The sequence below is a fragment of the Zunongwangia profunda SM-A87 genome, assembly GCF_000023465.1.
In the GTDB taxonomy this organism is placed as follows: domain Bacteria; phylum Bacteroidota; class Bacteroidia; order Flavobacteriales; family Flavobacteriaceae; genus Zunongwangia; species Zunongwangia profunda.
This window is the reverse complement of the sequence record NC_014041.1, coordinates 4969882-4995832: the sequence shown is the minus strand read 5'-3', so window position 1 is coordinate 4995832 and position 25951 is coordinate 4969882. Positions and strand designations below refer to the sequence as shown.

The following is a 25951-nucleotide window of genomic DNA, read 5'->3' as shown; positions in this document are numbered from 1 at the left end:
AACTATTCAGTTTTGATGTTTTTTACAGGGTTTGCCAATGCCGCTTTAATGGCTTGGGAGCTAATTGTTAGTAGTGCAATGAATAAGGTTAGCATCCCGGCACCGGCAAAAATCCACCAATCTAGCGATGTTTTATAAGCAAAGTTTTGTAGCCAGAATTGCATTAAATACCAGCCAATTGGAATAGCGATAATGCATGAAAGGCTTATAAGTTTTAAAAAGTCTTTGGAGAGTAACGAGGTAATTTGCGCCACCGATGCTCCTAAAACTTTTCGAATGCCTATTTCACGTTTTTTTAATTGAGCGGTATACGTGCTTAGTCCAAAAAGCCCTAAACAAGAAACAAAAATGGCTAAAATTGAAAATATTTTAAAAAGCTTACCTGTTCTAATATCATTGCGATACATGGTTTCGTATTGCTTATCTAAAAAGGAGTAATTAAAAGGAAAATCAGGGTTATAGGTATTCCAGATTTCTTCAATAGCCGCCATGCTTCCAGAAATATCACCATCTTTGGTTTTTATGTACATACGATAAGGGTCAGGGTCATAATACATCACCGCAGGTTCAATTTCATTTTTCATCGAAGCAAAATTGAAATCTTTTACTACTCCAGCAATGATGCCTTTGGTTTCCCAAAGTTCAAAGCTTTTACCAACAGGATCTTCTATCCCGGCTTGCTTAACGGCAGTTTCATTCAGTATAAAATGTAAAGAATCTTCTGTGCGACCTTTAAAATTTTCACCTTCTAAAAGCTGCATTTTCATCATAGGGATAAAATCTTCATCAATACCAATGGGATTAACAATAAAATCGCTTTGTGGATCTTTGCCATCCCAATTGGTATCTCCGGTAGTCATTCCATTATTTACGATGTTACTGTTGCTAAAGGAAACCGAAGCAATATTGGGTAAATTCTTAACCTGATTTACAATGGCTTCTTTATGGGAGCGCATTTCCTGAGGCATGGCAAAATGAAACACTTGTGAGCGATCGTAACCAGGGTTTTTACTGGTGATAAAATCCAGTTGCTTCCCGATAATAATGGTGCTGATGATTAGAATTACGGAGAATGAAAACTGAAGGCAAACCAATACCTTTCTAAATGTTCCTGCGCCAACACCAGTGATCACATTTCCTTTAATAGCTTCCAGCGGTTTAAATGAAGATAATAAGACTGCCGGGTAAATGGAAGAGGCGACTAAGGTGGAAACAAACACCATCCCGATCATTCCCCATAATTCTGGCTCAAGAAAATTGAAATCAATATCTTTTCCTGCAACCGAGTTAAAATAAGGGGCTAATAAATAGATTAGCCCCATTGCTAAGACAATCGCTAATAAAAAGAAAATACACGATTCAATAATAAATTGTGTAAAAAGTTGCTTCCTCTCGGCTCCAATGAGTTTTCGTAGACTCACTTCTTTGGCTCTTTGGATCGATCTGGCCGTATTTAGATTGACATAATTAATACAGGCAATACACAGTATAAGTATCAGGACGATCCCAAAGATACGTACTGTCTTAATCTGGGTTGGTTCTCCGCCGTAACTATAAAGGTTCATTTGCTGGATAGGTTGCAAATAGTAGGCATCTTTGGTTTCAGACTGGATTGCATTCCTGTCTTTTGCTTTCTGAATTTTGGTTAGTTTCTGAACTACTTTTTCTGGAGAAGCATTTTCTTTGAGTTTAAGAAACGTGAGAAAGTTGAAATTTCCCCAATCACTATCCATCGACTCCCAATACCTGTTGCCATCGTACTGTTCAGAAAAAATCGATAAAGGAAAAAACAGCTCGTAATCTAAACTTGAATTTTTTGGGATATCTTCAATGATTCCGGTTACGGTAAAATTATCTTTATAATCGGCAGCGATGGTTTTGCCCATAGCTTCTGTAGTTCCAAAATATTTTAGGGCGGCTTTTTTTGTAATGATAACCGAATTATTTCCTGAAAAAGGAGCGGATGAATTTCCTTCAATAAATTTTAGATCAAAAAAAGAAAAGAATTCGGGATCTGTAAGAGCACCAGCTTTGGCTTCAAACTTATTAGAAGAACTACTAAAAATGCGATAGCCATAAAAATCCCGAATTCTAACGGCATCTTCGACTTCTGGCACTTCTTTTTTGGCATAGTAGGCTATAGGTCCTACAGATATGCCCCATGTTTGCGAATTTTCGCCACTGCTTAAGATACTGGAAACTCTATAAATATGTGATGAATCACCAATTTTGTTATAACTTAATTCGGCTTTAATCCATACGGCGATAAAGATGGCCACACAAAGCCCCAATGATAAGCCCAGCAAACTTAGTCCATTATAAAACTTGGATTTCCAAAGGTTTCTCCAGGCCGATTTTAGATGAATTTTAAACATAATTTTTGTTTTGAATAACGATTGATGTATACCCTTAGAATATTTCAAAAATGTTGATCCCAGCTTAAAATATTCTCTTTTGATGATAAGAGATTAGATGATTTTGATCCCGATTAGTATCGGATTGATGAATGACCCCGTTAAACGTCTAATTTTGATATTCGGCCAGGATGTTCTCAGTTACTTTTTGGCCGTCTAACATTCTGATGATTCGATGACTGTACTTTGCGTCGTGTTCGCTGTGGGTAACCATGATGATGGTGGTTCCGGCAGCGTTAAGCTCGGTAAGTAAATCCATAACCTCGTTACCGTTACTGCTATCCAGATTTCCGGTAGGCTCATCGGCAAGAATCAGCTTGGGGTTATTTACAACGGCACGGGCAACGGCAACACGTTGTTGCTGTCCACCCGATAGTTGTTGCGGGAAATGCTTACGGCGGTGCATAATTTGCATTTTCTCTAAAACTTCGTGCACCCGTTCTTTACGCTCCGCAGGTTTTACGCCCGTATAAATTAATGGAAGTTCTACATTTTCGAAAACGCTAAGCTCATCAATCAGGTTAAAGCTTTGGAAAACAAAACCTATATTGTGTTTTCTAAGATTAGCTCTTTTGCGCTCGTTAAATCCGGCGACTTCGATCCCATTAAAAATATAGCTACCGCCATCAGGATCGTCTAAAAGTCCTAAAATATTAAGCAATGTTGATTTTCCGCAACCGGATGGTCCCATAACCGAGACGAATTCTCCTTCTTTTACCTCAAAAGAAAGCTTATTAATAGCAATGGTCTGTACTTCGTCTGTACGGTAAAACTTTTCGAGATCTGTTATTTTTATCATGATGAATATATTAGTCCTGAATAATTATGTTTTAAAATTAGAGAATTTAGTCTTTTAGCACCAGTTCCTGAATATCTTCATAATTGCTGTAGCTTGAAGTAATCACCTGATCACCTGGTTCTAAACCTGAAAGTACTTCGTAATATTCTGTGTTTTGGCTACCCAATTGGATATCGGTTTTATAAGCAATACTACCATCTTCACTTACCTTAAAGATCCAGTTCCCCCCGGTTTCCTGAAAAAATCCTCCTTTAGGAATAAGAACAGCTTCTTTTTCCTGACTTAAGGCTACTCTAATTTGCAAGGTTTGCCCTCTTCTTATTTTCTCTGGAGCCTCTTCTAAAAAGGTCATATCTACCTGGAATCTTCCGTTGGCTACCTGCGTATAGACTTTTTTGATTTCCAGCGTATAATTTTTTCCGTCGAAATTAAAGCTTCCCTGTTGCCCGGCGTAAATTCGGGAAATATAATGTTCATCTACATCTACGCGAACTTTGTATCCGCTAATCACATCGATTTGTCCCAGGCGTTCGCCCTTCGATTTAGACTGACCTATTTCAGCGTCTAAAGAAGTCAGCTGGCCATCTACCGGAGCTCTTACGATAAGGTCTTCTACTTTTTTGCGCATTAATTCTAAGGCTTTTCTTGTCTTTTCATATGATTCTCTTGCCTGCACATTTTCTTGTTTAGAAGAAATTGAATCTTGCTGTAACACCCTTTCAGTTAATGCTAAACGGTCTTTTTGATAGTTGTAATTATTACGAGTTTCTAAATATTCCTGTTCAGCAACCGCTCCTTTTTCAAAAAGTTTTTTATTCAGTTTATATCTTCTCTCGGCTTCTCTTAGGCTGCTTTTTACTTCGGTAAGTTGGTTAAGCTTGCCAATCGTATTCTCCCGAGATGCATTTTGTGTGCGTTGCATTTGAGTAAGGAGATTATAAACCTGTGTTTCCTGATTTACCAGACTTAATTCTAAGTCGGTATTTGATAATCGAAGAATAGGTTCACCTTTTTTCATCATTGCACCGTCCTCCACAAATTTTTCCTCTACGCGACCACCTTCTAAGGCATCCAAATAAATAGTGGTAATAGGCATCACTACGCCGTTAACCGGAATATTCTCTTGAAAGATGCCTTTTTTAACAGTGTTAATACTAATGCGTTCTTTTTCAACATTAAGTCGGGTGCTACCACTTGATGAGAGTAATACAAAAACGATAAGTCCTACTAAAAGTGTCACGCCTGTTATCATGGCTATTTTTTGAGGAGTAAATCGTTTCTTTTTTATAGGTATATCCATTTTGATTGATGTTGTCTATTGATATTAGTTATTATTTGTGTTGTTTTTATTATTGGGAAATTTTCACATTCTCTTAAGAATAGGGTAAAATGATGCCAAAAATATAGATTATTGATTTACAGTATTTTAATGGTTTTTTAGAAAAAGAAAGTGTTCGGTTTTAATACACTATCTGTTCGATAACAAAACAGATTCGAATCCTATTAAATTTCTGAAGTCATTTTTATTTATAGGAAAGAGAAAGTCGTAATATTGTAGGTATGCAATTGAAGAATGCGAACATACTGGTTATAGACGATGATCCCGATGTGTTAACGGCGTTGCGGATTATGCTGAAATCTTTGGTGAGCAATGTTGTTACCGAAAAGAACCCGAATAACATCACCGCGCTTTTAGAGCAAGAGAAATTTGATGTAATCATCCTGGATATGAATTTTAACGGAGTGGTAAATACTGGTAATGAAGGAATTTTTTGGCTAAATAAGATTAAGCAGATCGATAAAAGAGTAGATGTGATTTTAATTACCGCTTATGCCGATATCGATCTGGCTATACGTTCGTTAAAAAAAGGAGCTTCAGATTTTTTGGTAAAGCCATGGAAAAATCAAAAAATGATCGAAGCCTTAAAATCATTGGTAGAAAAAAAGTCGGTAAAACCTCAATTATCGCGACCTACTGCTGCCGGAAATAAAATTATTGGTGAAAGCGAAGAAATGCAGTCAGTGTTCGAAAAGCTTAGAAAAGTAGCTCCTACAGATGCCAATATATTGATTTTAGGAGAAAATGGTACCGGTAAAGACCTAGTCGCGAGAGCAATCCACGATCAATCGCTTCGGAAAAATAAGCCGTTTGTAAAAGTAGATGTAGGTGCGCTGACGGAAAGTTTGTTTGAAAGTGAGCTTTTTGGATATAAAAAAGGCGCCTTTACCGATGCGCGGGAGGATCGTAAAGGACGTTTTGAAGCCGCTAATGGTGGGACACTTTTTTTGGATGAAATAGGAAATATTAGTTTGCGCCAACAGGCAAGATTGCTTACCGTGTTACAAAACCGAATGATAACTCCGCTTGGATCCAATGAGACTATTCCTATTGATATAAGGTTAATCTGCGCTACAAATTTAGAGCTGAGTGATCTTGCTGATGAAAATACGTTTCGGAAAGATTTAATTTACCGTATTAATACAGTAGATCTTATGGTGCCACCACTTCGAAATCGAGGTGCCGATATCACATTACTTAGCAGATATTTTACCGATATGTATGCCGAGAAATATTTTAAAGGGCCATTTTCTTTTGATAAGGACTTTTTTAGTAAGTTAAAATCGCATTCTTTTCCCGGAAATGTTCGGGAGCTTCAGTATGTTTTAGAAAGAGCCGTGATAATGGCTGATAGTGATACCCTGGCTGCGAAAGATTTAGTGTTTTCAGGATTAGAAAAATCGATAACAACTTCAAACGGAATTCAGGAGACCAACCTCGAATCTGTTGAAAAACAAACTATTTTGAAGGTGATCGACAAGAATAAAGGGAACATTTCCAAATCGGCTAAAGAGTTAGGAATTACCAGGGCCGCTTTGTATCGCAGACTTAATAAATATGACTTATAAAAAATACACTTTAGGTCTTTTATTGCGATTGGTGCTTTTAACGCTGGGTTTAGCAGCTATCGCTTTTGGGGTTAGCAGGCATCAAATGGTATTGCTTATTGGAGGGGGAATACTTTCATTAGTGATTTTTTATAAGCTGTATAAATTTATAACCCGTCGTTTTGTGGCGATGGACGATTTTTTTGAATCGGTTAAATACAACGATTTTTCAAGACGATTTGTAAGCAAAGGTGCCCCCGAAGATTTAGCTCGACTTCATGAGGGCTTTAACCTGATTAATGATAAGATTCGGGAGATCAACTCGAATAAGGAGGCGCAATATCTCTACCTACAAAAAATATTAGAGATGGTTGATGTGGGGATTATTTCTTATCATCAAAAAACCGGCGACGTACTTTGGGCGAATGAAGCGATAAAGCGCACGCTGAGTATTCCTTCTTTCAAAAATATTAAGTTTCTAAAAAGCAGAAAACCGCAATTATTTGAGACCATTTTTGAAATGAGTCATTTTACCGGTAGTTCCATAAGTATTAAAGTAAATGGCGAAAAGCTAAAAGTTTTGGTTTCTGAAACGGTTTTTTATGAAAACGAACATTCCTTTAAGATCATTTTACTACAGAATATCGATGAAACCCTTAATCAAAATGAATCTGAAGCCTGGAAAAAGTTATTGAGTGTCATGACGCATGAGATTATGAATTCTATCGCACCCATTTCTTCATTGGCCGATACGTTGCAATATCAGGTAAGGGAGAACCTAAAAAATCCAGAAGAAAATGCTTTGGATATTTCAGATTTAAACGAAGCGATAGGGAGTATTAAAAAACGAAGCGAGGGTTTAATGAAATTCGCCAAAACCTATCGTAGTCTTAATAAGGTTACCCATATTAACCGTAGTAATGTATATGTAGAAAATCTTTTTGCGTCTATAGAACGATTAATGAAGCCCTCTTTAGCTTCTAAGCATATCGCGTTGAATTTTGATCTTTCTAATCCACAATTGCAGGTGAAAATTGATAGTTATCTTATCGAACAGGTGTTGATTAATTTGATTGTGAATGCACGGGATGCTATACAGGATATTGAAAATCCGGAAATCTATGTCACTGCAAAATCTACTACCGACGGGTATACGGTGATAAAAGTAATAGACAATGGGAATGGTATTCCGCCAGAAATTCAGGAAACCATATTTGTACCTTTCTTCACTACCAAAAAGAATGGTAGTGGTATTGGCTTAAGTTTATGTAAGCAAATTATGATGTTACATAAAGGCAAAATCCAAATTCATAGTGAAGAGCACAAAGGTACGGCGATAAGTTTGTTGTTTTAAATAAAAAGCATTCCTTTAGATAGATTCATCTTCTAGTAACACAGGTCTCTTTTTTCAAATACCTGTAATAATTTCTTGTTTTCATCATAAATAGGCTTGCGAACCCGAAATAGTTTGTTTTAAGCGATAATTATTGATCTTCAACGAAAAAATCTGATTGAATCATTAATTATAGATAATTTAGCAAAGAAATTAAAACCTTTACTTTGCGTTTTACGTTAATTTATTGAAAAGAAGTTTTAGATTTTTTTTAAAAAAATTAAATTGTGCTGTAGGAAAAGTTATATGAAAAAGAGATTTTTAATATTATTTATTCTGTTTTTTTGCGCTTTATCACAAGCCCAAGAATGCCCTCCTACTTGTAATGCCGGTGAATATTGTGACAGTACTACCAACGGAGAGTGTGTTTCTGGAAACCCTCCTCCCCCTGGATTAGATGTTCCCATTGATTCCAATCTAAGTTTTCTTTTGGTCGGAGGATTATTTATTGGAGCAATTTATATATTTAGATCGTACTCTACGAGAGTTCAGTAATTCTTTTTACATATTTTCCTATTACATCAAACTCTAGGTTTACAGTACTTCCTTTTTCAATTTGCTTAAACGTAGTATTTTCAAAAGTATAAGGGATGATTGCAACCGAGAATGAATTTCTACCGGAATTAACAACGGTTAGACTTACTCCGTTTATGGTGATAGAACCTTTTTCTATCGTAATATTATTTAAGGAAGGATCGTATTCAAAAGTAAACTGCCAGCTACCGTCAATATCTTGAACATCGGTACACTTTGCAGTTTGATCTACATGTCCCTGCACTATGTGTCCGTCAAGTCGGTCTCCAAGTTTCATTCCTCGTTCAAGATTCACAGAATCACCTTCTACTAGACCATTCAGGTTGGTTTTGTTTAAAGTTTCCTGAATTGCAGTAACGGTATACTGATGATCTTTAATAGAAACTACTGTGAGGCACACCCCATTATGAGAAACACTCTGGTCAATTTTTAACTCAGGTGTCATTTTGGCTTCTATCTCTATATGAAGATTAGTACTTTCTTTAACTAATTTCCTGATTTTTCCTACTTCTTCTACAATACCGGTAAACATGGATTCTATAATATTGGTTACATTTGTATGTAAAAGTAAAATATATATTCGAAGGAAGTATGAAACATCCTAAAAAGATAAAAGTAGGAATTAGTATAGGTGATTTGAACGGAATTGGAAGTGAAATTGTACTGAAGACTTTTGATGATTCCAGAATGCTGGACTTTTGTACTCCTGTAATTTTTGCTTCAACCAAAATTATCACTTTTTTAAAGAAAAAATATAAACTGGCGATTAATTTTCAGGGAATTGACAGTGCAGAACATGCCATAGACGGCAAGGTAAATATTGTAAATGTTTGGAAAGAAAGTGTAACCATTAATTTTGGAGAAGAGGATTCAAAAGTTGGTGAGTATGCTTTTAAATCATTAGAAGCCGCTACTGAAGCTTTAAAGAAAGATGAAATTGATGCTTTGGTCACAGCACCTATTAATAAACATACCATCCAGTCTGATAAATTTAATTTCCCAGGACATACCGATTATCTGGCAAAAGAACTACAGGGGGAAAGCCTTATGTTTATGATTACCGATACCCTTAAAGTGGGATTATTAACGGATCATGTGGCCTTAAAAGATATCGCCAATGTGATTACTCCAGAATTAATAAAAAAGAAGATTGCTATTATCCAGCATACGCTTAGGCAGGATTTTAGGATCCAAAAACCTAAAATCGCTGTGTTAGGTATTAATCCTCATAGTGGTGATAATGGTGTAATAGGGAAAGAGGATGAGGAGATATTAAAACCGACTTTAAATGAAATTCGTGAAAATGGGGAATTGGTTTTTGGGCCATTTTCTGCGGATAGTTTTTTCGGGTCAAAGAATTATAAGAATTTTGATGCCGTGATTGCTTCGTATCACGATCAGGGTTTAATCCCATTTAAAACATTGTCCTTTGGCCAGGGAGTTAATTTTACAGCAGGATTAAGCAAGGTGAGAACTTCTCCCGATCATGGTACTGCATTTGAGATTGCAGGTACCAATTCTGCTAATATTAATTCCTTTAAAGAAGCTGTTTTTAAGGCAATTGATATTTATAAATGCAGAAAAGAATATAAAAAACTCACGAAAAACCCACTAAAAAAGCAGAGTAAAAAGATATAAACAAAAATTTGTTTATAAAAAGCTTTTAGTTGATTTTATTTTTTATCTTTGCAGCCGCCTTTGTAAAAGGGCGAAAACTCAAAACTGAGGACGAAATGAGGAAAATGAAAGCCTATACGATCCCTTTTGTGGGGTTAAAGCTTGGGAAACACCAGTTTGAGTACGAGATTGACAATGAGTTCTTTGAGCATTTTGAGTACGATGAGTTTAACAGCGCCGATGTAAAAATTGAGCTGTTATTCGATAAAAAGACGACCATGATGGAGCTTACTTTTAAAGCTTCCGGAACGGTAAATGTAAATTGTGATATCACAAATGAGCCTTATGATCAGCCAATAGAAAGCAGTTTGTTTTTGGTGATCAAATTTGGGGAGGAGTTTAATGATGATAACGAAGATTTACTTATAATTCCGCATGGAGAGTTTGAGATCAACGTACAACAATATATTTACGAACTTATTGTTCTTGCGGTACCAGCAAAAAAGATTCATCCCGGGGTTGAAGATGGGACTTTAAAATCTGATGTGCTGGATAAACTGGAGGAATTAAGCTTAGGTAATAAAGAAAAAAAAGATGGGGACGATATAGATCCCCGATGGGATAAATTAAAAAATTTACTAAACGATTAAATAATAGTAAGCCATGGCACATCCAAAGAGAAAGATATCTAAAACCAGAAGGGATAAAAGGAGAACTCATTATAAAGCAACTGCACCACAAATAGGTATAGATCCTACTACTGGTGAGGCGCACTTATATCACAGAGCTCACTGGCATGAAGGTAAATTATATTACCGTGGTCAGGTGTTAATTGATAACACTGAGGAAGTAGAAGCTTAATTTTGATTAGGGCTTCAAAGAAATATACAGAAACTCTCACAACGTGGGAGTTTTTTGTTTTTAGTTGATTAAGTCCCAAAAAGACCTTAATTTGCACCACTGTTTACAGAAATTTTAGTACATTTCTCAAATTGTTTGTACACTAACGAGCTGCAAACAAGGTGTATAAATTCAATTCTATGAATAAAATCACAGCAGCCATAACAGCTGTAGGTGGCTATGTGCCAGAAGATGTGTTAACCAACAAGATGTTGGAAGAAATGGTAGAAACCAATGACGAATGGATTACTACCCGAACTGGAATTAAGGAAAGAAGAATTTTAAAAGACCCTAATAAAGGAACTTCATATTTAGGGATTCAGGCAGCTAAAGATCTTATCAATAAAACAGGTTTAGATCCTAAGGAAATCGACATGGTCATTCTTGCTACAGCAACTCCGGATATGCCGGTGGCAGCAACAGGAGTTCATGTAGCTTCAGAAATAGGAGCAATAAATGCCTTTTCTTATGATCTGCAGGCGGCCTGTTCAGGCTTTTTATATGCTATGTCTACCGGTGCTGCTTATATAGAGTCGGGTAGATATAAAAAAGTATTAGTCATAGGGGCAGATAAAATGTCTTCGATTATAGATTATACAGATCGTACGACCTGTATAATTTTTGGTGATGGTGCCGGCGCAGTATTAATGGAACCAAACGAAGAAGGTTACGGCCTACAGGATGAAATTCTGCGTAGTGACTCTATTGGCAGGGATTCTTTAAGAATCGAAGCTGGAGGATCACTTTTGCCTCCTTCTGAAGAAACCATAGCTAAAAAATTACATTACGTAAAGCAAGATGGTAAAACAGTATTTAAATATGCTGTATCTAATATGTCTGGAGTTAGCGCTCAGATTATGGAACGTAATCATCTAACAAATCAAGATGTAGACTGGTTAATTGCGCACCAGGCGAATAAAAGAATTATTGGGGCCACTGCCAACAGAATGGGCGTAGAAGACGAAAAAGTATTAATGAATATAGAAAGGTACGGTAATACAACTTCCGCAACCTTACCTTTATTACTTAGCGATTACGAGAAAAAATTTAAAAAAGGAGATAATCTAATATTTGCTTCATTTGGAGGTGGTTTCACTTGGGGAGCTACGTATCTTAAATGGGCTTATAATTCTTAAATAACACCCTTATTATTATGGATTTAAAAGAAATTCAGAATTTAATAAAGTTTGTTGCCAAGTCTGGTGCCAGTGAGGTAAAACTGGAAACCGGTGATGTGAAAATCACTATTAGAACGGGCTCAGACGAAAAAGAAACCACAGTTGTGCAACAAGTGCCAATGGGTGGACAGGTACAACCGCAAATGCCTGTACAACAACAGGCACCTGCTCCTGCACCGCAGGAAACAGCTGCACCTAAAGAAGAAGCTAAACCAACCGAAGATACTTCTAAATATGTTACTGTAAAATCTCCGATTATCGGAACTTTTTACCGTAAACCTTCACCAGATAAACCTGTTTTTGCAGAAGTTGGAGATACTATCAAGGAAGGAGATGTGCTTTGTGTGATAGAGGCTATGAAACTTTTCAACGAGATTGAAAGTGAAGTTTCTGGTAAGATCGTAAAAGTACTGGTAGACGATTCGTCTCCCGTAGAGTTCGATCAGCCTTTATTTTTAGTAGATCCTTCTTAATTCTTGCCAATTTTTGCACAGGAATATTTTTCCTGTAAATAAAAACCACAGGTATGTTTAAAAAAATATTAATTGCCAATAGGGGAGAGATCGCAATGCGTATTATCCGTACTTGTAAAGAGATGGGGATAAAAACGGTAGCGGTTTATTCTACTGCAGATGCAGAAAGTCTTCACGTAAGATTCGCAGATGAGGCAGTATGTATAGGTCCTCCTCAAAGTAATTTATCGTATTTAAAGATTGCGAATATTATTTCAGCAGCAGAAATAACTAATGCTGATGCCATCCATCCAGGATATGGTTTCCTTTCAGAAAATGCGAAGTTTTCTAAAATTTGTGAAGAGCATGATATTAAATTTATCGGTGCTTCAGCAGAGATGATTAGCAAAATGGGGGACAAAGCTACTGCTAAAGCTACGATGAAAGCTGCAGGAGTACCTTGCGTACCCGGTTCAGAGGGTATTTTAAAAGATTATGATGAATGCCTTAAACTGGCGAAAGAAATAGGATTTCCTGTAATGCTTAAAGCTACTGCCGGTGGCGGTGGTAAAGGAATGCGGGCTGTTTGGAAAGAAGAAAACTTGCAGTCTGCCTGGGATTCTGCGAGACAGGAGGCCGGAGCTGCTTTTGGTAATGATGGCATGTATATGGAGAAACTTATCGAAGAGCCTCGCCATATCGAAATTCAGATTATTGGGGATCAAACAGGTAAAGCCTGTCACCTTTCTGAGAGAGATTGTTCGGTACAACGTCGTCATCAAAAATTAACCGAAGAAACTCCTTCTCCGTTTATGACGCCTAAGCTGCGTAAACAAATGGGAGAAGCAGCTGTAAAAGCTGCAGAGTATATTAAATATGAAGGAGCGGGAACTGTAGAATTCCTGGTGGATAAACATCGTAAATTCTACTTTATGGAGATGAATACCCGTATTCAGGTAGAGCATCCAATTACCGAGCAGGTGATTGATTACGATTTAATTCGTGAGCAAATTTTAGTAGCGGCAGGTGTTCCAATTTCAGGAAAGAATTACGAGCCGCAATTACATTCTATAGAGTGTAGAATAAATGCTGAAGATCCTTATAATGGCTTTAGACCATCACCGGGAAAAATTGAAACTCTGCATACCCCGGGAGGGCATGGGATTCGTGTGGATACCCATGTATATAGCGGGTACATTATTCCGCCATATTACGATTCTATGATCGCTAAATTAATCACTACGGCACAAACCCGTGAAGAAGCGATTAATAAAATGAAACGTGCATTAGATGAATTTGTGATTGAGGGCATCAAAACCACCATTCCTTTTCACCGACAGTTAATGGACGACCCAAGATATGTGGCAGGGAATTATACCACCGCATTTATGGAAGGGTTTAAAATGAACCCCATAGAAGAATAATTTGAATGATATTATATAAAAAAGCCTCGTTTTGCGAGGCTTTTTTTATTGCCTAATTTTATCTTTTTATCAGTATTATTAGAAATTAACGAATGGTTTTCTTTAATTCTTACTTAAATTATAAAAGTTTATGTAATTTCAGATTATAAATGTTTAGTATGAATTTTTCGTATTGGGAGCAAAAAAGCTGGCTGTCTGATGTAGATTTTGTAATTGTAGGTAGCGGCATTACCGGGTTAAACTGTGCGCTTCAATTGCATAAAGACTACCCTGGGGCTAGTATTTTAATTCTTGAAAAAGGACTTTTACCTGAAGGCGCCAGTACTAAAAATGCCGGTTTTGCCTGTTTTGGTAGCCTTTCTGAAATTTTAGAGGATCTTAAAACATTACCGGAAGAAGAAGTTGTTTCGCTAATTCAAAAACGGGTAAATGGTTTAAAATTGCTGAGGAAGAATTTAGGTGATGATGAAATCGGTTTTAAAAATCACGGCGGATATGAGGTTTTTCTGGAAAAAGACAAAAGCCTCTTTGAAGAATGCGTGGCTGAAATAGCTAATATTAATCGATTACTCCATGAAGTTTTTGAGAGCAATTGTTTTTCGCTTTCTGATAATAAATTCGGATTTAAAAATACTGCTGAAAAGCTCATTTTTAGTCCGTTTGAGTCGCAGATCGATACCGGAAAAATGATGAGCGAATTATTACGAAAAGTTTATAAAAAAGGTATCCGAATTTTGAATAATATTGCCGTCCGAAATTTCGAAGATCTAGGGAATAAAGTGGTGGTGAAAACAGATACTTTCGAGGTGGAGTGTAGAAAGTTATTTATCGCTACAAACGGTTTTGCTTCTAAATTTGGGATAACAGATGTAAAACCTGCAAGAGCTCAGGTTTTAGTAACAAAACCTATCGCGAACCTCCAGATTAGAGGTACATTTCATTTAGATAAAGGGTTTTATTATTTTAGGAATATTAATAACAGGTTGCTTTTTGGTGGTGGTAGGAATTTGGATATAAAAGAAGAGGAAACTATACAATTTGGGCAGACACAAATTGTTCAGCAGCAGTTAGAAGCACTGTTAAAGACGACTATTTTGCCCAATCAGGAATTTGAGATCGACCAGCGATGGAGCGGAATTATGGGAATGGGAGCCGATAAAAAACCTGAAATAGGACAATTATCGACTAATGTTTTTTACGGGGTAAAATTAGGAGGAATGGGAATAGCGATAGGAAGTTTAGTAGGAAAAGAACTGGCAAAAAGTAGCGAATGATAAAAAAAATATTTCGGTTTATAGCAAAAGTTATAGGATGGTTTTTTTTAATCACTTTTTTGCTCGTTCTCCTTTTTAAATGGATTCCGTTGCCTTTTACACCCCTGATGGCTATTCGCTATTTTGAACATTCAGATGAAGAAATTAAACATGAATGGGTGCCTATTGAAGCGATTTCAAAAAACCTGCAACTGGCAGTGATCTGTAGCGAAGATCAAAATTTCGAAAATCATAATGGTTTTGATTTTGAAGCGATTCAAAAAGCTATCGAAAACAATAAAAAAGGAAAGCGCGTTCGCGGTGCGAGTACCATATCGCAGCAAACCGCTAAAAATGCATTTCTATGGCCTGGTAGGAATTATATCCGTAAAGGGCTAGAGGCTTATTTTACCTTTTTGATAGAGTTTTTATGGAGTAAAGAACGTATTCTGGAAGTCTATTTAAATAGTATTGAAATGGGAAAAGGGGTTTATGGTGCACAAGCAGCTGCACAAAGCTGGTTTGGTAAGGATGCATTAAATTTAAGTCCGTCTGAAGCTGCCGCAATTGCAGCAATCTTACCAAATCCCCGGACATACCGCGCAAATCCGCCCAGTAATTATATTAGCCAAAGAAAAAGTTGGATCACCCAGCAAATGAAGTTTTATGGCGAATTTGATTTAAATAAACCAAAAAAAGTAAAAAAATAACATCTATATTTTGACGACAAAAGACCATTTGTACACCATGTGTGAAGAGTATGTAGAATCTCGCATTCAGCGTATTTTAAGATCACTTAAAGATCTTGAAGAAGATATGGAGAGCGAAGGAAAAAACAGTGCCGGGGATAAATATGAGACCGGCCGGGAAATGATGAGTGAAGAATGGAATAAATTATCCAGTCAGCTTAAAGAATTCAAACAACAGAAGGATACGCTAAAGTTGGCCAAAGGCAGGGAGGCTTCTAAACGTATTCAGTTAGGCTGTTTAGTAAAAACTTCGGCTTCTAATTATTTTATAAGTATTCCGGCGGGAAAAATGGAACTGAAGAACGAAACTTTTTATGCGGTAGGAGGGAATTCTCCGGTGGCCAGATTATTAATGGGGAAAACTGAGGGAGAAGAGTTTGAATTTAACGGAATTAAGAATAATATTTTAAGTGTGGATTGAAAAAAAGATTACATTAGTGCGTTATTTATCAATCAATTACCATGAAAAATCAATGTGTGCTAACCCTCTTTTTGATGTGCTGTCTTTCTGGGTTTTCACAAGTTTCCTTTGGTGTAAAAGCTGGTGTCAATTTTACTAAAATCACTTTGGAAGATGATCCAAATGACTTTCGGTTTAGTGACGACGACGGGACGGGTTTTCATTTTGGAGCCTTTGCTGGTCTTGATTTAAATTCGTCTTTTGGATTGCAAACCGAAGCTTTGTACTCCAGGGAAGGAATAAAAGATCAATACGCAGATTATATAAATATTCCTGTGTTTTTAAAATGGTATCCTGTAGCTCCGGTTCATCTTGGTGTTGGTCCTCAAATAGGTTTTCTTGCAAATACTGAATTAATTAAAGGTCAATATGAAAATGTTGCCTTTGGGGCCTTAATTAATTTAGGTGCAGATATTGCTGATTTTACAGTGAGCGCAAGATATGTTATAGGCCTTTCTAATGTTTTGGATCGAGAATATCAGTTGGGTACTCCGCCCAATATAAATCCGTTTACAATTGAAGGTAAAGAAAATAATTTTCAGCTAAGCTTAGGGTATACGTTTTAATTATATTTTTCGCTTTTCGATTAGCGGTTTAGAAATTACAAAATACACGTGAGCACCGCTGGGAATAGCCGAGCGATGTTCAGCAAAAACAGTTTTTCCGTTAAGATCGGCTTCAATTAAATACGTACTTCCCTTAAAATAAGAGGTAATAACAGTAGCTTTAATTGGTGATTTTCGGCTCACTTTTAGTTCTTCAGGATAAAGAATGATCTTTTTAGTTGAAGTCTCATTTTGAACAATATCTTTTAACATCAATTCATTCACATCGCCAAACAAAGAGGCAACATATTTGTTTGGCGGATTGTTATATAAATCTTCCGGAGTCGCTTTTGCATAAATATTATGATCTTTCAAAACCATCGTAGTGTCGGCAAAAGCCAGGGCATCGGTAATATCGTGAGTGGCAATAATACAGGTAATATTTTGCTCTTTTAGGTATTTAAAAACTTTACGCCGAAGATTATTTTTTCTGAAATGATCGATATGGCTAAAAGGTTCATCCAGTAAAACCATTTCGGGTTCTTTGGCAAGGGCCCTTGCAAGAGCAACTCGTTGTTGTTGGCCACCACTTAAGAGTTTCGTTTTCTTATTGGCCATATCTTCCATTTCTACCACTTCCAATAGTTCCTGAATACGCTTTTTCTTTTTTACAGGATACATATTGCTTAAATATTTCCCCACATTATCGGCAACACTTAGTGGTAGCATCAAATCGAAATCCTGCGCCAGGTATTTGATAAAATCTTCCCCGGGGACAAGATTAAAATTAGGTCCCAATAATTCTTGTTCTCCCCAAAACACCTTACCTTCTGTATGCAGAAGTCCGTAAATAATCTGAAGTAGTGTACTTTTACCGCAGCCACTTTCTCCGATGATCGAGATGTTCTCTCCTCGCTTAGCCGTAAAACTAACGTTTTCTAAAACCTGTTCTCCATTCTCGTAAGCAAAAGATACGTTTTCTAACTTCAGCATAATAAGGTGTTATTTTAGGAAGTTTGAAGATACCCAAATTTGTAATTTCGGGAAACAAAAAAACCACCTGATTTTAAAATTCAATAAAATCAGGTGGGTTCTTTTTTTATATTTGTAATAGTTTGATTATCCGTAATTTGGAATAATCTTTTTTTTTAGATCCCTGTCCTTCAGTATTTAGGTAGGAGCAGGATAATGAGCCTAATCGGGATTCAAAAATTTAATCTTTCAACTCTGTATTTTCACTTGGGAGCTGCTCAAATCCCATGTTGTATAGGGTGAAACCAAAAATATCAGCATATTCATCAATGATCATGCTTGTAGGTTTACCGGCTCCGTGGCCTGCTTTGGTTTCTATGCGAATAAGCACTGGAGCATCTCCTGCTTGTTTTTCCTGTAGTTCTGCTGCAAACTTAAAAGAATGCGCAGGCACCACACGGTCATCATGGTCTCCCGTAGTGATCAAAGTTGCGGGATATTTAGTGCCTTCTTTTACATTGTGAACCGGCGAATAATTATAAAGATAATCGAACATTTCTTTACTGTCCTCAGAAGTTCCGTAGTCATACGCCCAGCCGGCTCCGGCAGTGAACGTATGATAGCGTAACATATCCATTACCCCCACAGCGGGTAAAGCCACCTTCATAAGATCTGGACGCTGCGTCATTGTTGCACCCACCAGTAAACCACCGTTAGATCCACCTCTAATAGCCAGGTAATCCTTAGAAGTGTAATTGTTTTCAATTAAATATTCTGCTGCGGCTATAAAATCGTCAAATACATTTTGCTTTTGCATTTTGGTACCTGCATCGTGCCATTCACGCCCGTATTCTCCACCGCCTCGAAGGTTTGGTACAGCGTAAACACCACCTTGTTCCAACCAAACGGCATTTGCGGTGCTGAAAGACGGAGTTAAGCTGATGTTGAAACCGCCATATCCGTATAGTATTGTAGGATTTTTACCGTTAAGTTCAATGTCTTTTTTAGCGGTGATGATCATCGGAATTTTAGTGCCGTCTTTAGATTTGTAAAATACCTGACGACTTTCGTAATTATCAGGATTGAAGTTGATATTGGGTTTATTATACACCTCGGAAGTTCCTTCTTTAATATCGTACTTATAGATGGTACCGGGGGTTACATAATTTGTAAATGAATAGTATAGGGTATCTGCATCTTTTTTAGCGCCAAAACCGCCAGCCGAACCTAATCCCGGTAATTCGATCTCACGTACAAGATTCCCTTCGTAATCGTACTGTTTTACCTGGGAAACAGCATCTACCATATATTCGGTGAAGAAATAACCGCCACCAGTTGAGGGGCTAAGTACATTTTTGGTTTCAGGGATAAAATCTTCCCAGTTTTCTGGAGATGGATTTGCAGCATCTACGGTTACTATTCGTTGATTTGGTGCATCAAGATTGGTAACGATATAAAGTTTGCTACCGTCATTTTCGATCACGTAAGTATCAGTATCTTCATTGTCGATAATAGTATTTAATTCCGGATTCTTTTTCGTAAGATCCATCATAAAAAGCTTCCCACCAGACGTTGAATTTCGAGCTGAAATAAATAAATATTTATTGTCTTCGCTTACGCTACCACCTACATAACGATGCTTTTGCTCTGGAGTACCTCCAAAAATCATTTTGTCTTCAGATTGCGGTGTACCAATTTTGTGATAAAATAAACGGTGCTGGTCTGTTTTGGCTGAAAGTTCACTACCTTCAGGTTTTTCGTAACTTGAATAAAAGAAACCTTCGTTGCCTTTCCATGAAATGCCGCTAAATTTAATGTCTTTTAAGGTGTCTTCAGCAACTTCTTTGGTTTCAGTATCCAAAATAATCACTTTTCTCCAGTCGCTTCCTCCTTCAGAAATGCTATAGGCCGCCATTTTTCCATTATCCGAAAAACTTAACCCACTTAAAGAAGTTGTACCATCTTCACTAAATTTATTAGGATCAAGAAAAACTTCTGGTTTATCATTTTCATTTTTACGACGGTAAATCACATATTGGTTTTGTAAACCGTCATTTTTAGAAAAATAGGTATAATCCCCTTCTTTAAAAGGGGCACCGATTTTTTCATAATTCCATATTTCAGAGAGGCGTTTTTTTAAGTCATCTTTAAACGGAATCTTATCTAAATATCCAAAGGTAACTTTGTTTTCAGCTTTAACCCATTCTTCGGTTTCTTCGCTGCGATCATCTTCTAACCAGCGGTAAGGATCGTTTACTTTGGTGCCAAAGTAATCGGTTACGGTATCTACTTTTTTGGTTTTAGGATAGTTTAAATTCAAAGCAGTATCTTTTTCTGTGTTTTTTTCTTCAGAGTCTTTACAGGATGCCAGTGCAGCCAATGTGAAAACTCCAATGATGATTTTTTTCATAATGTGAGATTTTTGTGGAGATGCTAAATTTATAAATAAAAAACGAGGTTGCTGAAAACAACAACCTCGTAAATTATAGTACCGGTAAAAATTAACTTAAACCAGTTTATTTTCAATAAGATATTCTGCGATTTGAACGGCGTTAGTTGCAGCTCCTTTTCTTAAATTATCTGCAACAACCCATAGGTTAAGTGAATTTGGTTGCGAATAATCACGACGAATTCTACCAACAAAAACATCATTTTTACCTTCAGCATAAATTGGCATTGGATAGGTGTTGGTATCTGGATTATCCTGAACGGTAACACCTGGGAAATCATTTAAAATTTTACGAACCTCACTTTCTTCAAAATCATTTTCAAACTCAAGATTTACAGATTCACTATGCCCCCCAACAACAGGAATGCGGATTGCAGTAGCCGTTACCGAAACAGAATCATCTCCTAAGATTTTTTTAGTTTCATTGGTAAGTTTCATCTCTTCTTTAGTGTATCCATTATCCTGGAAAACGTCACAATGTGGTAGAGCATTACGATGAATTGGATAAGGATAAGCCATTTCACCTTCTTTATCTTCGTATTCGTTTTCCAATTGCTGAACCGCTTTTACTCCGGTCCCGGTGATCGATTGGTAAGTAGAAACTACGGCGCGTTTAATAGTGTATTTATCGTGTAGCGGTTTTAAAGCCATTAATAACTGAATTGTAGAACAGTTAGGGTTGGCGATAATCTTATCTTCTTTTGTTAATTCAGAAGCGTTAATTTCAGGAATAACTAGTTTTTTGGTAGGATCCATTCTCCATGCTGAAGAGTTATCTACTACGGTAGTTCCATTTTCGGCAAATTTTGGTGCCCATTCTAATGATGTCCCTCCACCGGCAGAAAAAATAGCGATTTCTGGTTTAGCAGCAACAGCATCAGCAAGGCTAATAATAGTGTACTCTTTATCCTTATAGGTTACTTTCTTTCCAACAGATTTTTCTGATGCAACCGGTAATAATTCGGTTATAGGAAAATCTCTTTCGGCTAGTACTTTTAACATAACCTGCCCTACCATTCCGGTAGCGCCAACAACTGCTACTTTCATTTTTAATTAATTTTATCTGCTTTGGCAGATGGTTTTAGAATTTTGAATTGAATTATGATACAAATGTATTATACCTGTTAGGATCTATCGATCTAATAATCCTTTTTTTTGAGATAAAATGATCTTTTTAAACGTATTTATGATATTTGTTAAAAAGAAGACCCCTCTTTTTCAAGAGGGGTTTAATGAACATATTGCTAACATAAAATGTGCAGTATAGCGGTGCACGTGTTTTTAGAGCCTGCGATTATTCTGTAGCAGTGCCGTTTTGCTTTTTAAGCTCATCCCTAATTTGTGCTAAAAGCTCTTCCTGAGTAGGACCTTTTGGAGCTGCAACAGGCTTTGGATCTTCTTTTTTCTTTGTTTTTTCGTATGCTCTTAAGAACAAAAATATAAATAATGCAACGATTAGAAAATTGATAATCGCCTGTATTAGATTACCATAGGTGATCACTGCGGCTTTAGCTTCCTGTGCTTCTGCAAGGCTGGCATAAGCCTGGCCATCTAAAGCGATAAATTTTCGGGTAAAATCGGTCCCGCCCGTAAGTACACCAATAATTGGGGTAATCACATCTTTTACAACAGAGTCTACAATGGTTTTAAAAGCCGCCCCCATCACTACAGCTGTAGCAAGGGCAACGATGTCTCCTTTCATTATAAACTTCTTGAAGTCTGAATAAAAGCTCATAGAATAGATTTGAATGTTATTTAAGTATAATAATACAGAAAAATCGACTAGATTCTAATCAATTATAAGTCTTTTAACTCTTTGTGAGATAGAAGTAATGAGCTCATAAGAGATGGTTCCTGCATTATTAGCTAATTTTTCGGCACTCCTTTCTTTACCAAAAATGATGACCTGGTCTCCTTCTTTACATTCAATACCTGTTACATCAACCATAATCATGTCCATACATACATTTCCAATTATCGGAGCTTCTTTATCATTAATCAGTACCGCGGTTTTTTGTTTTCCGTAGATCCTGCTTATCCCATCTGCATGACCAATTGGGAGAGTTGCCGTAGTGGTATCTCTTTTGGCTATAAAAGCGCGGTTATAACCAACACTTTCTTCGGCTTTGATATTATGAATCTGGGATATTATTGTTTTTAAAGTTCCTACGGGTTTTAATTTCTTATCTTCTTGAGCAGAATTTCCGTAGCCGTATAAACCAATGCCTGTACGTACCATATCGAAAGTAGCTTCAGGATAATTTAAAATCCCTGAAGTATTGCATAAATGGCGCATGATTTTATGATCAAAAGCTTTTAAGATTTTTCCTGAAGCTTTTTTAAAAGTCTCAATCTGGCCCTGAGTGAATTCTTTTTCGGCAAGATCTTCGCTAGCTGCTAAATGGGAATATATTCCTACCAGCCTCACCGCCAGGGTGTTTTTAAAAAGGGTGATGACCTGATCAATTTCTTCTAAACCAAAACCCAATCGATTTAATCCTGTATTGATGTTAATGTGTACGGGATACTCCTTAAGTTTTAATGCTTCGGCAGTTTTAATAAATTCGGTTAAAATGTGCTTACTGTATAAACTTGGCGTAAGGCAGTTATCGATAAGGAGCGTTAAGTTATGCGGTTGTGGATGTAAAACCAGAACCGGCTTTTCTATTCCGCCAGCTCTAAGTGTTTCACCTTCTTTAGTATAAGCAACTGCAAAATGATCGATCCCTGCTTTTTCAAGCTTAGCAGCAATGGTAACCGAATCGCTTCCATAGGCAAATGCTTTTACAACGGCCATCATTTTTACCGTTGGTTCAACTTTAGAACGTAAATACTGGTAATTGTGTTCTAAAGATTTAAGGTCTATTTCTAGAACCGTTTCCTGGGCTTTAGGCATTTTTTTCTTTTAAGTTAGGCTTTATCACTTCGGCATCTTTCACATTCATTCTTCTAACTTTTTCCTGGTTCATCGCTTTGTAATAAGCTGCTCTGCTTAAAGGCTCGTATTCTTCAGTTTCGCCAAGAAAAACCAAATCGTCGTTTATGGCTTTTCGGTAGCTATATTGGGCAAGGTTTCCGGTACGGGTACAAACGGCATGTACTTTGGTTACATATTCTGCCGTAGCCATAAGATTGGGCATGGGACCAAAAGGATTTCCTTTAAAATCCATATCCAGGCCCGCAACCACAACTCGGATTCCCCTATTAGCAAGATCGTTACAAACGCTTACAATTTCATCATCAAAAAACTGAGCTTCGTCTATTCCAACTACATCACAACCATCGGCCAATAGCCTAATATTGGATGCAGAAGGTACAGGGGTAGACCTAATTTCGTTAGCATCATGAGAAACCACCATTTCCTCGTCGTATCGGGTATCGACAGCTGGTTTAAAGATTTCAACGTTTTGTTTAGCAAATTGGGCTCGTTTAAGTCGGCGGATAAGTTCCTCGGTCTTTCCAGAGAACATACTACCGCAAATAACCTCTATCCAGCCAAATTGCTCTTCGTGATTTACTGTATTTTCGAGAAACATTTTGTAATTTTCAGATCGAAATGGAAATAACCTCTTTTTTATAAAGGTGGAACAAATTTATTAAAAATCCAACCCTGTACGTAGGGCTAATTATTAAAGTTATGAAGAAGACTATAGAGGCTGAATTGAAAAAGCTGGCTCAAAAGATTTTAGAAGGAGATGCAGAGAAGCAAATCGATCAGCTTAAGCAAGAAGCTAAAATTCTTTATGAAAAACTTACCATATTACAATTTACATATGCTCATCTGGAAGATAAAAATACAGAAGAGCAACCGGCTTTAGAAACAGTGAGTTATGCTGAGGATACTTACGCACCATCTAAACCCCAGCCTTCCAGAACACAATCGCAAACAAGTTATAAAGAAGGCAATTATTACGTGCCAGATGGAACCGAGTTTAATGACAGTGATGCGATAACTGAGCCTAATACAGAAAAAATTAAAGATATTGTGGCACAAATGCCACCAGAGACAGAAGGTTTAGATCGTTTAATGGATGCACTTAATGAAGACTGGTCACATTTGAAAACAGAGCAGGAACAGGCAAAAGCACCGGAAAGCACCTTTCAACAACCAGAACCTCCCCAGCAGGATGAACCTGAACTTTTAAAGGATCCAGAAATTCCTGAAGAACATTTTGCGGAACCACCAATATTTGAGCCTAAACAGCCAGAGCCGGAACCTGAAAAAAAACAGCTGGAGCAAAAAACGGAAATAACTCCACAACAAGAACAAACAAAAGAGGAATCAAAACCTATTGAGCATCCGGAAGCTCCTAAACCAGCTTCAAATTCTAGCGATGATTTTAGGAAAATCGGCGTAGACTACGATAACCTTCCAGATTTTGAACCCTTAAATAATCGCCAAAGTGAACAAAGGCCCAGATCGGTTAATGACCGATTAAAAAGTGGAATAAGTATAGGACTAAACGATCGCCTGGCTTATATAAAACATTTATTTGCAGGGAATGCGGCCGATTATAATCGTGTCCTTTCCCAATTAAATACCTTTAGCGATTTTGATGAAGCCTATAAATTCATTCAGTTAGTGGTGAAACCAGATTATAATAACTGGGAAGGAAAAGAGCAGTACGAAGATCGATTTGTAGAAATAATCGCTAATAAATTTCAATAATTTTATGGGAAAACTTTTTTTGGTTCCCACTCCAATAGGCAATCTTGAAGATATTACTTTTAGAGCTATCAAAGTTTTAAAAGAGGTGGATTTAATTCTTGCCGAAGATACTCGTAATAGCGGTAAATTATTAAAGCATTTTGATATTGCTACACCAATGCTTAGCCATCATATGCACAATGAGCATAAAACGGTAGATCAACTGGTAGGTAGGTTACAGGCTGGTGAAACTTTTGCTTTGATAAGTGATGCGGGCACTCCGGCAATCTCGGATCCCGGATTTTTATTAACGCGTGCTTGTGTAGAAGCAGGGATTCAGGTGGATTGTTTACCGGGAGCTACAGCTTTTGTGCCTGCATTGGTAAATAGTGGACTGCCTAATGATAAATTTGTTTTTGAAGGTTTTCTACCGGTAAAAAAAGGGCGGCAAACGCGATTAAAATTACTTGCCGAAGAAAATCGAACGATGATTTTTTACGAATCGCCCCATAAATTATTAAAAACATTAAGCCATTTTATAGAATATTTTGGTGCTGATAGACAGGTTTCAGTATCACGTGAAATCACCAAACTTCATGAAGAAACTATAAGAGGTACTGCAGAAGAAGTTTTAAAACATTACACGCAAAAACCACCAAAAGGGGAAATTGTAGTTATTGTAGCCGGAAATAAATAATGCAGGATTTGCTAAAGGAAATACGCGCTTGCGATGTTTGCCGGGAGCATTTGCCATTAGGGCCACGACCGATTATAGAAGCAGTAAAAAATTCGAAGATTATTTTGATTAGTCAGGCGCCTGGCCGCGTGGTACATCAATCGGGGGTTGCCTGGAAAGATCAAAGCGGTAAAAAGTTACGAGAATGGCTTGATGTAGGTGAAGAAACTTTCTACAATCCTGCTAATTTTGCCATTCTTCCTATGGGTTTTTGCTATCCCGGCAAGGGTAAAACCGGAGATTTACCGCCACGAAAAGAATGTGCTCCACTTTGGCATCATCAGGTTTTTGAACACTTAGAAAGTGTACAGCTTAAAATATTAATTGGCTCGTATGCTTCTAACTATTATTTGCCAAAATCCAGATATAAAAATTTAACCGAAAAAGTGTCGAATTTTGATGAATTTTTACCTGAGTTCTTGCCATTGCCACATCCTTCACCGGTAAACCGGTTTTGGCGGATTAAAAATCCCTGGTTTGAAAAAGAAATGATTCCCAAAATACAACATCTTATTGCTGGAATATTACAATAAAAAAAGTGC

25 protein-coding genes are annotated in these 25951 nt (G+C 37.1%); 15 read left to right on the top strand and 10 right to left on the bottom strand.

Going from position 1 to position 25951, the window contains the following annotated elements:
• Positions 1–2: 2 nt before the first annotated feature.
• The 3 genes from ZPR_RS21950 to ZPR_RS21940 form a co-directional block, all read right to left on the bottom strand.
• Positions 3–2375, bottom strand: a complete 2373-nt coding sequence (locus tag ZPR_RS21950; protein WP_013073992.1) for an ABC transporter permease — start codon at positions 2373–2375, stop codon at positions 3–5.
• 148 nt (positions 2376–2523) lie between these two features.
• Complete coding sequence (locus ZPR_RS21945) at positions 2524–3213, bottom strand: ABC transporter ATP-binding protein (protein WP_013073991.1); 690 nt, start codon at positions 3211–3213, stop codon at positions 2524–2526.
• Between the two features lie 46 nt (positions 3214–3259).
• Positions 3260–4513 (bottom strand): efflux RND transporter periplasmic adaptor subunit, encoded by a 1254-nt coding sequence (locus tag ZPR_RS21940; protein ID WP_013073990.1) that lies wholly within the window; start codon positions 4511–4513, stop codon positions 3260–3262.
• A 260-nt stretch (positions 4514–4773) separates the two neighbouring features.
• Between ZPR_RS21940 and ZPR_RS21935 the strand changes: the two genes are divergently transcribed.
• Positions 4774–6120: a sigma-54-dependent transcriptional regulator gene (locus ZPR_RS21935; RefSeq protein WP_013073989.1), complete on the top strand. Its 1347-nt coding sequence runs from the start codon at positions 4774–4776 to the stop codon at positions 6118–6120.
• Positions 6110–7453, top strand: coding sequence for a sensor histidine kinase (locus ZPR_RS21930; RefSeq protein ID WP_013073988.1), 1344 nt, complete (start codon positions 6110–6112; stop codon positions 7451–7453). Before ZPR_RS21935 ends, ZPR_RS21930 begins: the two co-directional genes overlap by 11 nt.
• Before the next feature lie 517 nt (positions 7454–7970).
• Here ZPR_RS21930 and ZPR_RS21925 read toward each other — a convergent pair.
• Positions 7971–8558, bottom strand: a complete 588-nt coding sequence (locus ZPR_RS21925) for a riboflavin synthase (RefSeq protein WP_013073986.1) — start codon at positions 8556–8558, stop codon at positions 7971–7973.
• Positions 8559–8617: 59 nt separating this feature from the next.
• On the opposite strand from ZPR_RS21925, the gene pdxA reads away from it, so the two are divergent.
• The 10 genes from pdxA (at position 8618) to ZPR_RS22760 (ending at position 16625) form a co-directional block, all read left to right on the top strand.
• On the top strand, positions 8618–9664 hold the full coding sequence (gene pdxA / locus ZPR_RS21920; protein WP_041579370.1) for a 4-hydroxythreonine-4-phosphate dehydrogenase PdxA: 1047 nt from the start codon (positions 8618–8620) through the stop codon (positions 9662–9664).
• 95 nt (positions 9665–9759) lie between these two features.
• A complete protein-coding gene (locus ZPR_RS21915) occupies positions 9760–10293 on the top strand; it encodes a YceD family protein (RefSeq protein WP_041580180.1) in 534 nt (177 codons plus the stop codon).
• A 13-nt stretch (positions 10294–10306) separates the two neighbouring features.
• Positions 10307–10504 (top strand): 50S ribosomal protein L32, encoded by a 198-nt coding sequence (gene rpmF, locus ZPR_RS21910; RefSeq protein WP_013073983.1) that lies wholly within the window; start codon positions 10307–10309, stop codon positions 10502–10504.
• A 179-nt stretch (positions 10505–10683) separates the two neighbouring features.
• Complete coding sequence (locus ZPR_RS21905) at positions 10684–11679, top strand: beta-ketoacyl-ACP synthase III (RefSeq protein ID WP_013073982.1); 996 nt, start codon at positions 10684–10686, stop codon at positions 11677–11679.
• A gap of 17 nt (positions 11680–11696) precedes the next feature.
• Positions 11697–12194, top strand: coding sequence for an acetyl-CoA carboxylase biotin carboxyl carrier protein (gene accB, locus ZPR_RS21900; RefSeq protein ID WP_013073981.1), 498 nt, complete (start codon positions 11697–11699; stop codon positions 12192–12194).
• A gap of 53 nt (positions 12195–12247) precedes the next feature.
• Positions 12248–13597 (top strand): acetyl-CoA carboxylase biotin carboxylase subunit, encoded by a 1350-nt coding sequence (gene accC, locus ZPR_RS21895; RefSeq protein WP_013073980.1) that lies wholly within the window; start codon positions 12248–12250, stop codon positions 13595–13597.
• Between the two features lie 158 nt (positions 13598–13755).
• Positions 13756–14871, top strand: a complete 1116-nt coding sequence (locus ZPR_RS21890) for an NAD(P)/FAD-dependent oxidoreductase (protein WP_013073979.1) — start codon at positions 13756–13758, stop codon at positions 14869–14871.
• Positions 14868–15560: a monofunctional biosynthetic peptidoglycan transglycosylase gene (gene mtgA / locus ZPR_RS21885; protein ID WP_013073978.1), complete on the top strand. Its 693-nt coding sequence runs from the start codon at positions 14868–14870 to the stop codon at positions 15558–15560. Before ZPR_RS21890 ends, mtgA begins: the two co-directional genes overlap by 4 nt.
• Before the next feature lie 10 nt (positions 15561–15570).
• On the top strand, positions 15571–16020 hold the full coding sequence (locus ZPR_RS21880; RefSeq protein ID WP_228249093.1) for a transcription elongation factor: 450 nt from the start codon (positions 15571–15573) through the stop codon (positions 16018–16020).
• Positions 16021–16061: 41 nt separating this feature from the next.
• A complete protein-coding gene (locus ZPR_RS22760; protein ID WP_083759801.1) occupies positions 16062–16625 on the top strand; it encodes a porin family protein in 564 nt (187 codons plus the stop codon).
• Here the strand turns inward: ZPR_RS22760 and ZPR_RS21870 are convergent, their stop codons facing one another.
• From ZPR_RS21870 to ZPR_RS21845, 6 genes are all read right to left on the bottom strand, one after another.
• Entirely contained in the window at positions 16626–17597 is a 972-nt protein-coding gene (locus ZPR_RS21870) for an ABC transporter ATP-binding protein (RefSeq protein WP_013073975.1), read from the bottom strand.
• Between the two features lie 220 nt (positions 17598–17817).
• A complete protein-coding gene (locus tag ZPR_RS21865; RefSeq protein WP_013073974.1) occupies positions 17818–19986 on the bottom strand; it encodes a prolyl oligopeptidase family serine peptidase in 2169 nt (722 codons plus the stop codon).
• A gap of 96 nt (positions 19987–20082) precedes the next feature.
• Entirely contained in the window at positions 20083–21072 is a 990-nt protein-coding gene (locus ZPR_RS21860; protein ID WP_013073973.1) for an aspartate-semialdehyde dehydrogenase, read from the bottom strand.
• Between the two features lie 247 nt (positions 21073–21319).
• Positions 21320–21760 (bottom strand): large conductance mechanosensitive channel protein MscL, encoded by a 441-nt coding sequence (mscL, locus tag ZPR_RS21855; protein ID WP_041579369.1) that lies wholly within the window; start codon positions 21758–21760, stop codon positions 21320–21322.
• 54 nt (positions 21761–21814) lie between these two features.
• Complete coding sequence (gene alr / locus ZPR_RS21850) at positions 21815–22921, bottom strand: alanine racemase (protein ID WP_013073971.1); 1107 nt, start codon at positions 22919–22921, stop codon at positions 21815–21817.
• Complete coding sequence (locus tag ZPR_RS21845; RefSeq protein ID WP_013073970.1) at positions 22914–23561, bottom strand: thymidine kinase; 648 nt, start codon at positions 23559–23561, stop codon at positions 22914–22916. Before ZPR_RS21845 ends, alr begins: the two co-directional genes overlap by 8 nt.
• 101 nt (positions 23562–23662) lie before the next feature.
• Between ZPR_RS21845 and ZPR_RS23540 the strand changes: the two genes are divergently transcribed.
• The 3 genes from ZPR_RS23540 to ZPR_RS21830 are packed head-to-tail and all read left to right on the top strand — an operon-like array spanning position 23663 to position 25942.
• Positions 23663–24694 carry a hypothetical protein gene (locus tag ZPR_RS23540; RefSeq protein WP_013073969.1) on the top strand — a complete coding sequence of 344 codons (1032 nt, stop codon included), beginning with the start codon at positions 23663–23665 and terminating at the stop codon, positions 24692–24694.
• A gap of 4 nt (positions 24695–24698) precedes the next feature.
• Positions 24699–25370, top strand: coding sequence for a 16S rRNA (cytidine(1402)-2'-O)-methyltransferase (rsmI, locus tag ZPR_RS21835; RefSeq protein ID WP_013073968.1), 672 nt, complete (start codon positions 24699–24701; stop codon positions 25368–25370).
• The gene (locus ZPR_RS21830) at positions 25370–25942 is read left to right on the top strand and encodes a uracil-DNA glycosylase family protein (protein ID WP_013073967.1); all 573 of its coding nucleotides are present in this window, start codon (positions 25370–25372) and stop codon (positions 25940–25942) included. The genes rsmI and ZPR_RS21830 overlap by 1 nt, the downstream gene beginning before the upstream one ends.
• The last annotated feature ends 9 nt before the right edge of the window (positions 25943–25951 follow it).

Coding starts and splice junctions, on each gene's coding strand:
- ZPR_RS21870 (WP_013073975.1), bottom strand. CDS start 17,597: ATGCTGAAGTTAGAAAACGTATCTTTTGCTTACGAGAATGGAGAACAG.
- ZPR_RS21915 (WP_041580180.1), top strand. CDS start 9,760: ATGAGGAAAATGAAAGCCTATACGATCCCTTTTGTGGGGTTAAAGCTT.
- ZPR_RS21930 (WP_013073988.1), top strand. CDS start 6,110: ATGACTTATAAAAAATACACTTTAGGTCTTTTATTGCGATTGGTGCTT.
- ZPR_RS21905 (WP_013073982.1), top strand. CDS start 10,684: ATGAATAAAATCACAGCAGCCATAACAGCTGTAGGTGGCTATGTGCCA.
- ZPR_RS21935 (WP_013073989.1), top strand. CDS start 4,774: ATGCAATTGAAGAATGCGAACATACTGGTTATAGACGATGATCCCGAT.
- ZPR_RS23540 (WP_013073969.1), top strand. CDS start 23,663: ATGAAGAAGACTATAGAGGCTGAATTGAAAAAGCTGGCTCAAAAGATT.
- accB (WP_013073981.1), top strand. CDS start 11,697: ATGGATTTAAAAGAAATTCAGAATTTAATAAAGTTTGTTGCCAAGTCT.
- mscL (WP_041579369.1), bottom strand. CDS start 21,760: ATGAGCTTTTATTCAGACTTCAAGAAGTTTATAATGAAAGGAGACATC.
- rpmF (WP_013073983.1), top strand. CDS start 10,307: ATGGCACATCCAAAGAGAAAGATATCTAAAACCAGAAGGGATAAAAGG.
- ZPR_RS21845 (WP_013073970.1), bottom strand. CDS start 23,561: ATGTTTCTCGAAAATACAGTAAATCACGAAGAGCAATTTGGCTGGATA.
- ZPR_RS21925 (WP_013073986.1), bottom strand. CDS start 8,558: ATGTTTACCGGTATTGTAGAAGAAGTAGGAAAAATCAGGAAATTAGTT.
- alr (WP_013073971.1), bottom strand. CDS start 22,921: ATGCCTAAAGCCCAGGAAACGGTTCTAGAAATAGACCTTAAATCTTTA.
- rsmI (WP_013073968.1), top strand. CDS start 24,699: ATGGGAAAACTTTTTTTGGTTCCCACTCCAATAGGCAATCTTGAAGAT.
- ZPR_RS21950 (WP_013073992.1), bottom strand. CDS start 2,375: ATGTTTAAAATTCATCTAAAATCGGCCTGGAGAAACCTTTGGAAATCC.
- ZPR_RS21860 (WP_013073973.1), bottom strand. CDS start 21,072: ATGAAAGTAGCAGTTGTTGGCGCTACCGGAATGGTAGGGCAGGTTATG.
- pdxA (WP_041579370.1), top strand. CDS start 8,618: ATGAAACATCCTAAAAAGATAAAAGTAGGAATTAGTATAGGTGATTTG.
- accC (WP_013073980.1), top strand. CDS start 12,248: ATGTTTAAAAAAATATTAATTGCCAATAGGGGAGAGATCGCAATGCGT.
- ZPR_RS21940 (WP_013073990.1), bottom strand. CDS start 4,513: ATGGATATACCTATAAAAAAGAAACGATTTACTCCTCAAAAAATAGCC.
- ZPR_RS21945 (WP_013073991.1), bottom strand. CDS start 3,213: ATGATAAAAATAACAGATCTCGAAAAGTTTTACCGTACAGACGAAGTA.
- ZPR_RS21865 (WP_013073974.1), bottom strand. CDS start 19,986: ATGAAAAAAATCATCATTGGAGTTTTCACATTGGCTGCACTGGCATCC.
- ZPR_RS21830 (WP_013073967.1), top strand. CDS start 25,370: ATGCAGGATTTGCTAAAGGAAATACGCGCTTGCGATGTTTGCCGGGAG.
- ZPR_RS22760 (WP_083759801.1), top strand. CDS start 16,062: ATGAAAAATCAATGTGTGCTAACCCTCTTTTTGATGTGCTGTCTTTCT.
- ZPR_RS21890 (WP_013073979.1), top strand. CDS start 13,756: ATGAATTTTTCGTATTGGGAGCAAAAAAGCTGGCTGTCTGATGTAGAT.
- mtgA (WP_013073978.1), top strand. CDS start 14,868: ATGATAAAAAAAATATTTCGGTTTATAGCAAAAGTTATAGGATGGTTT.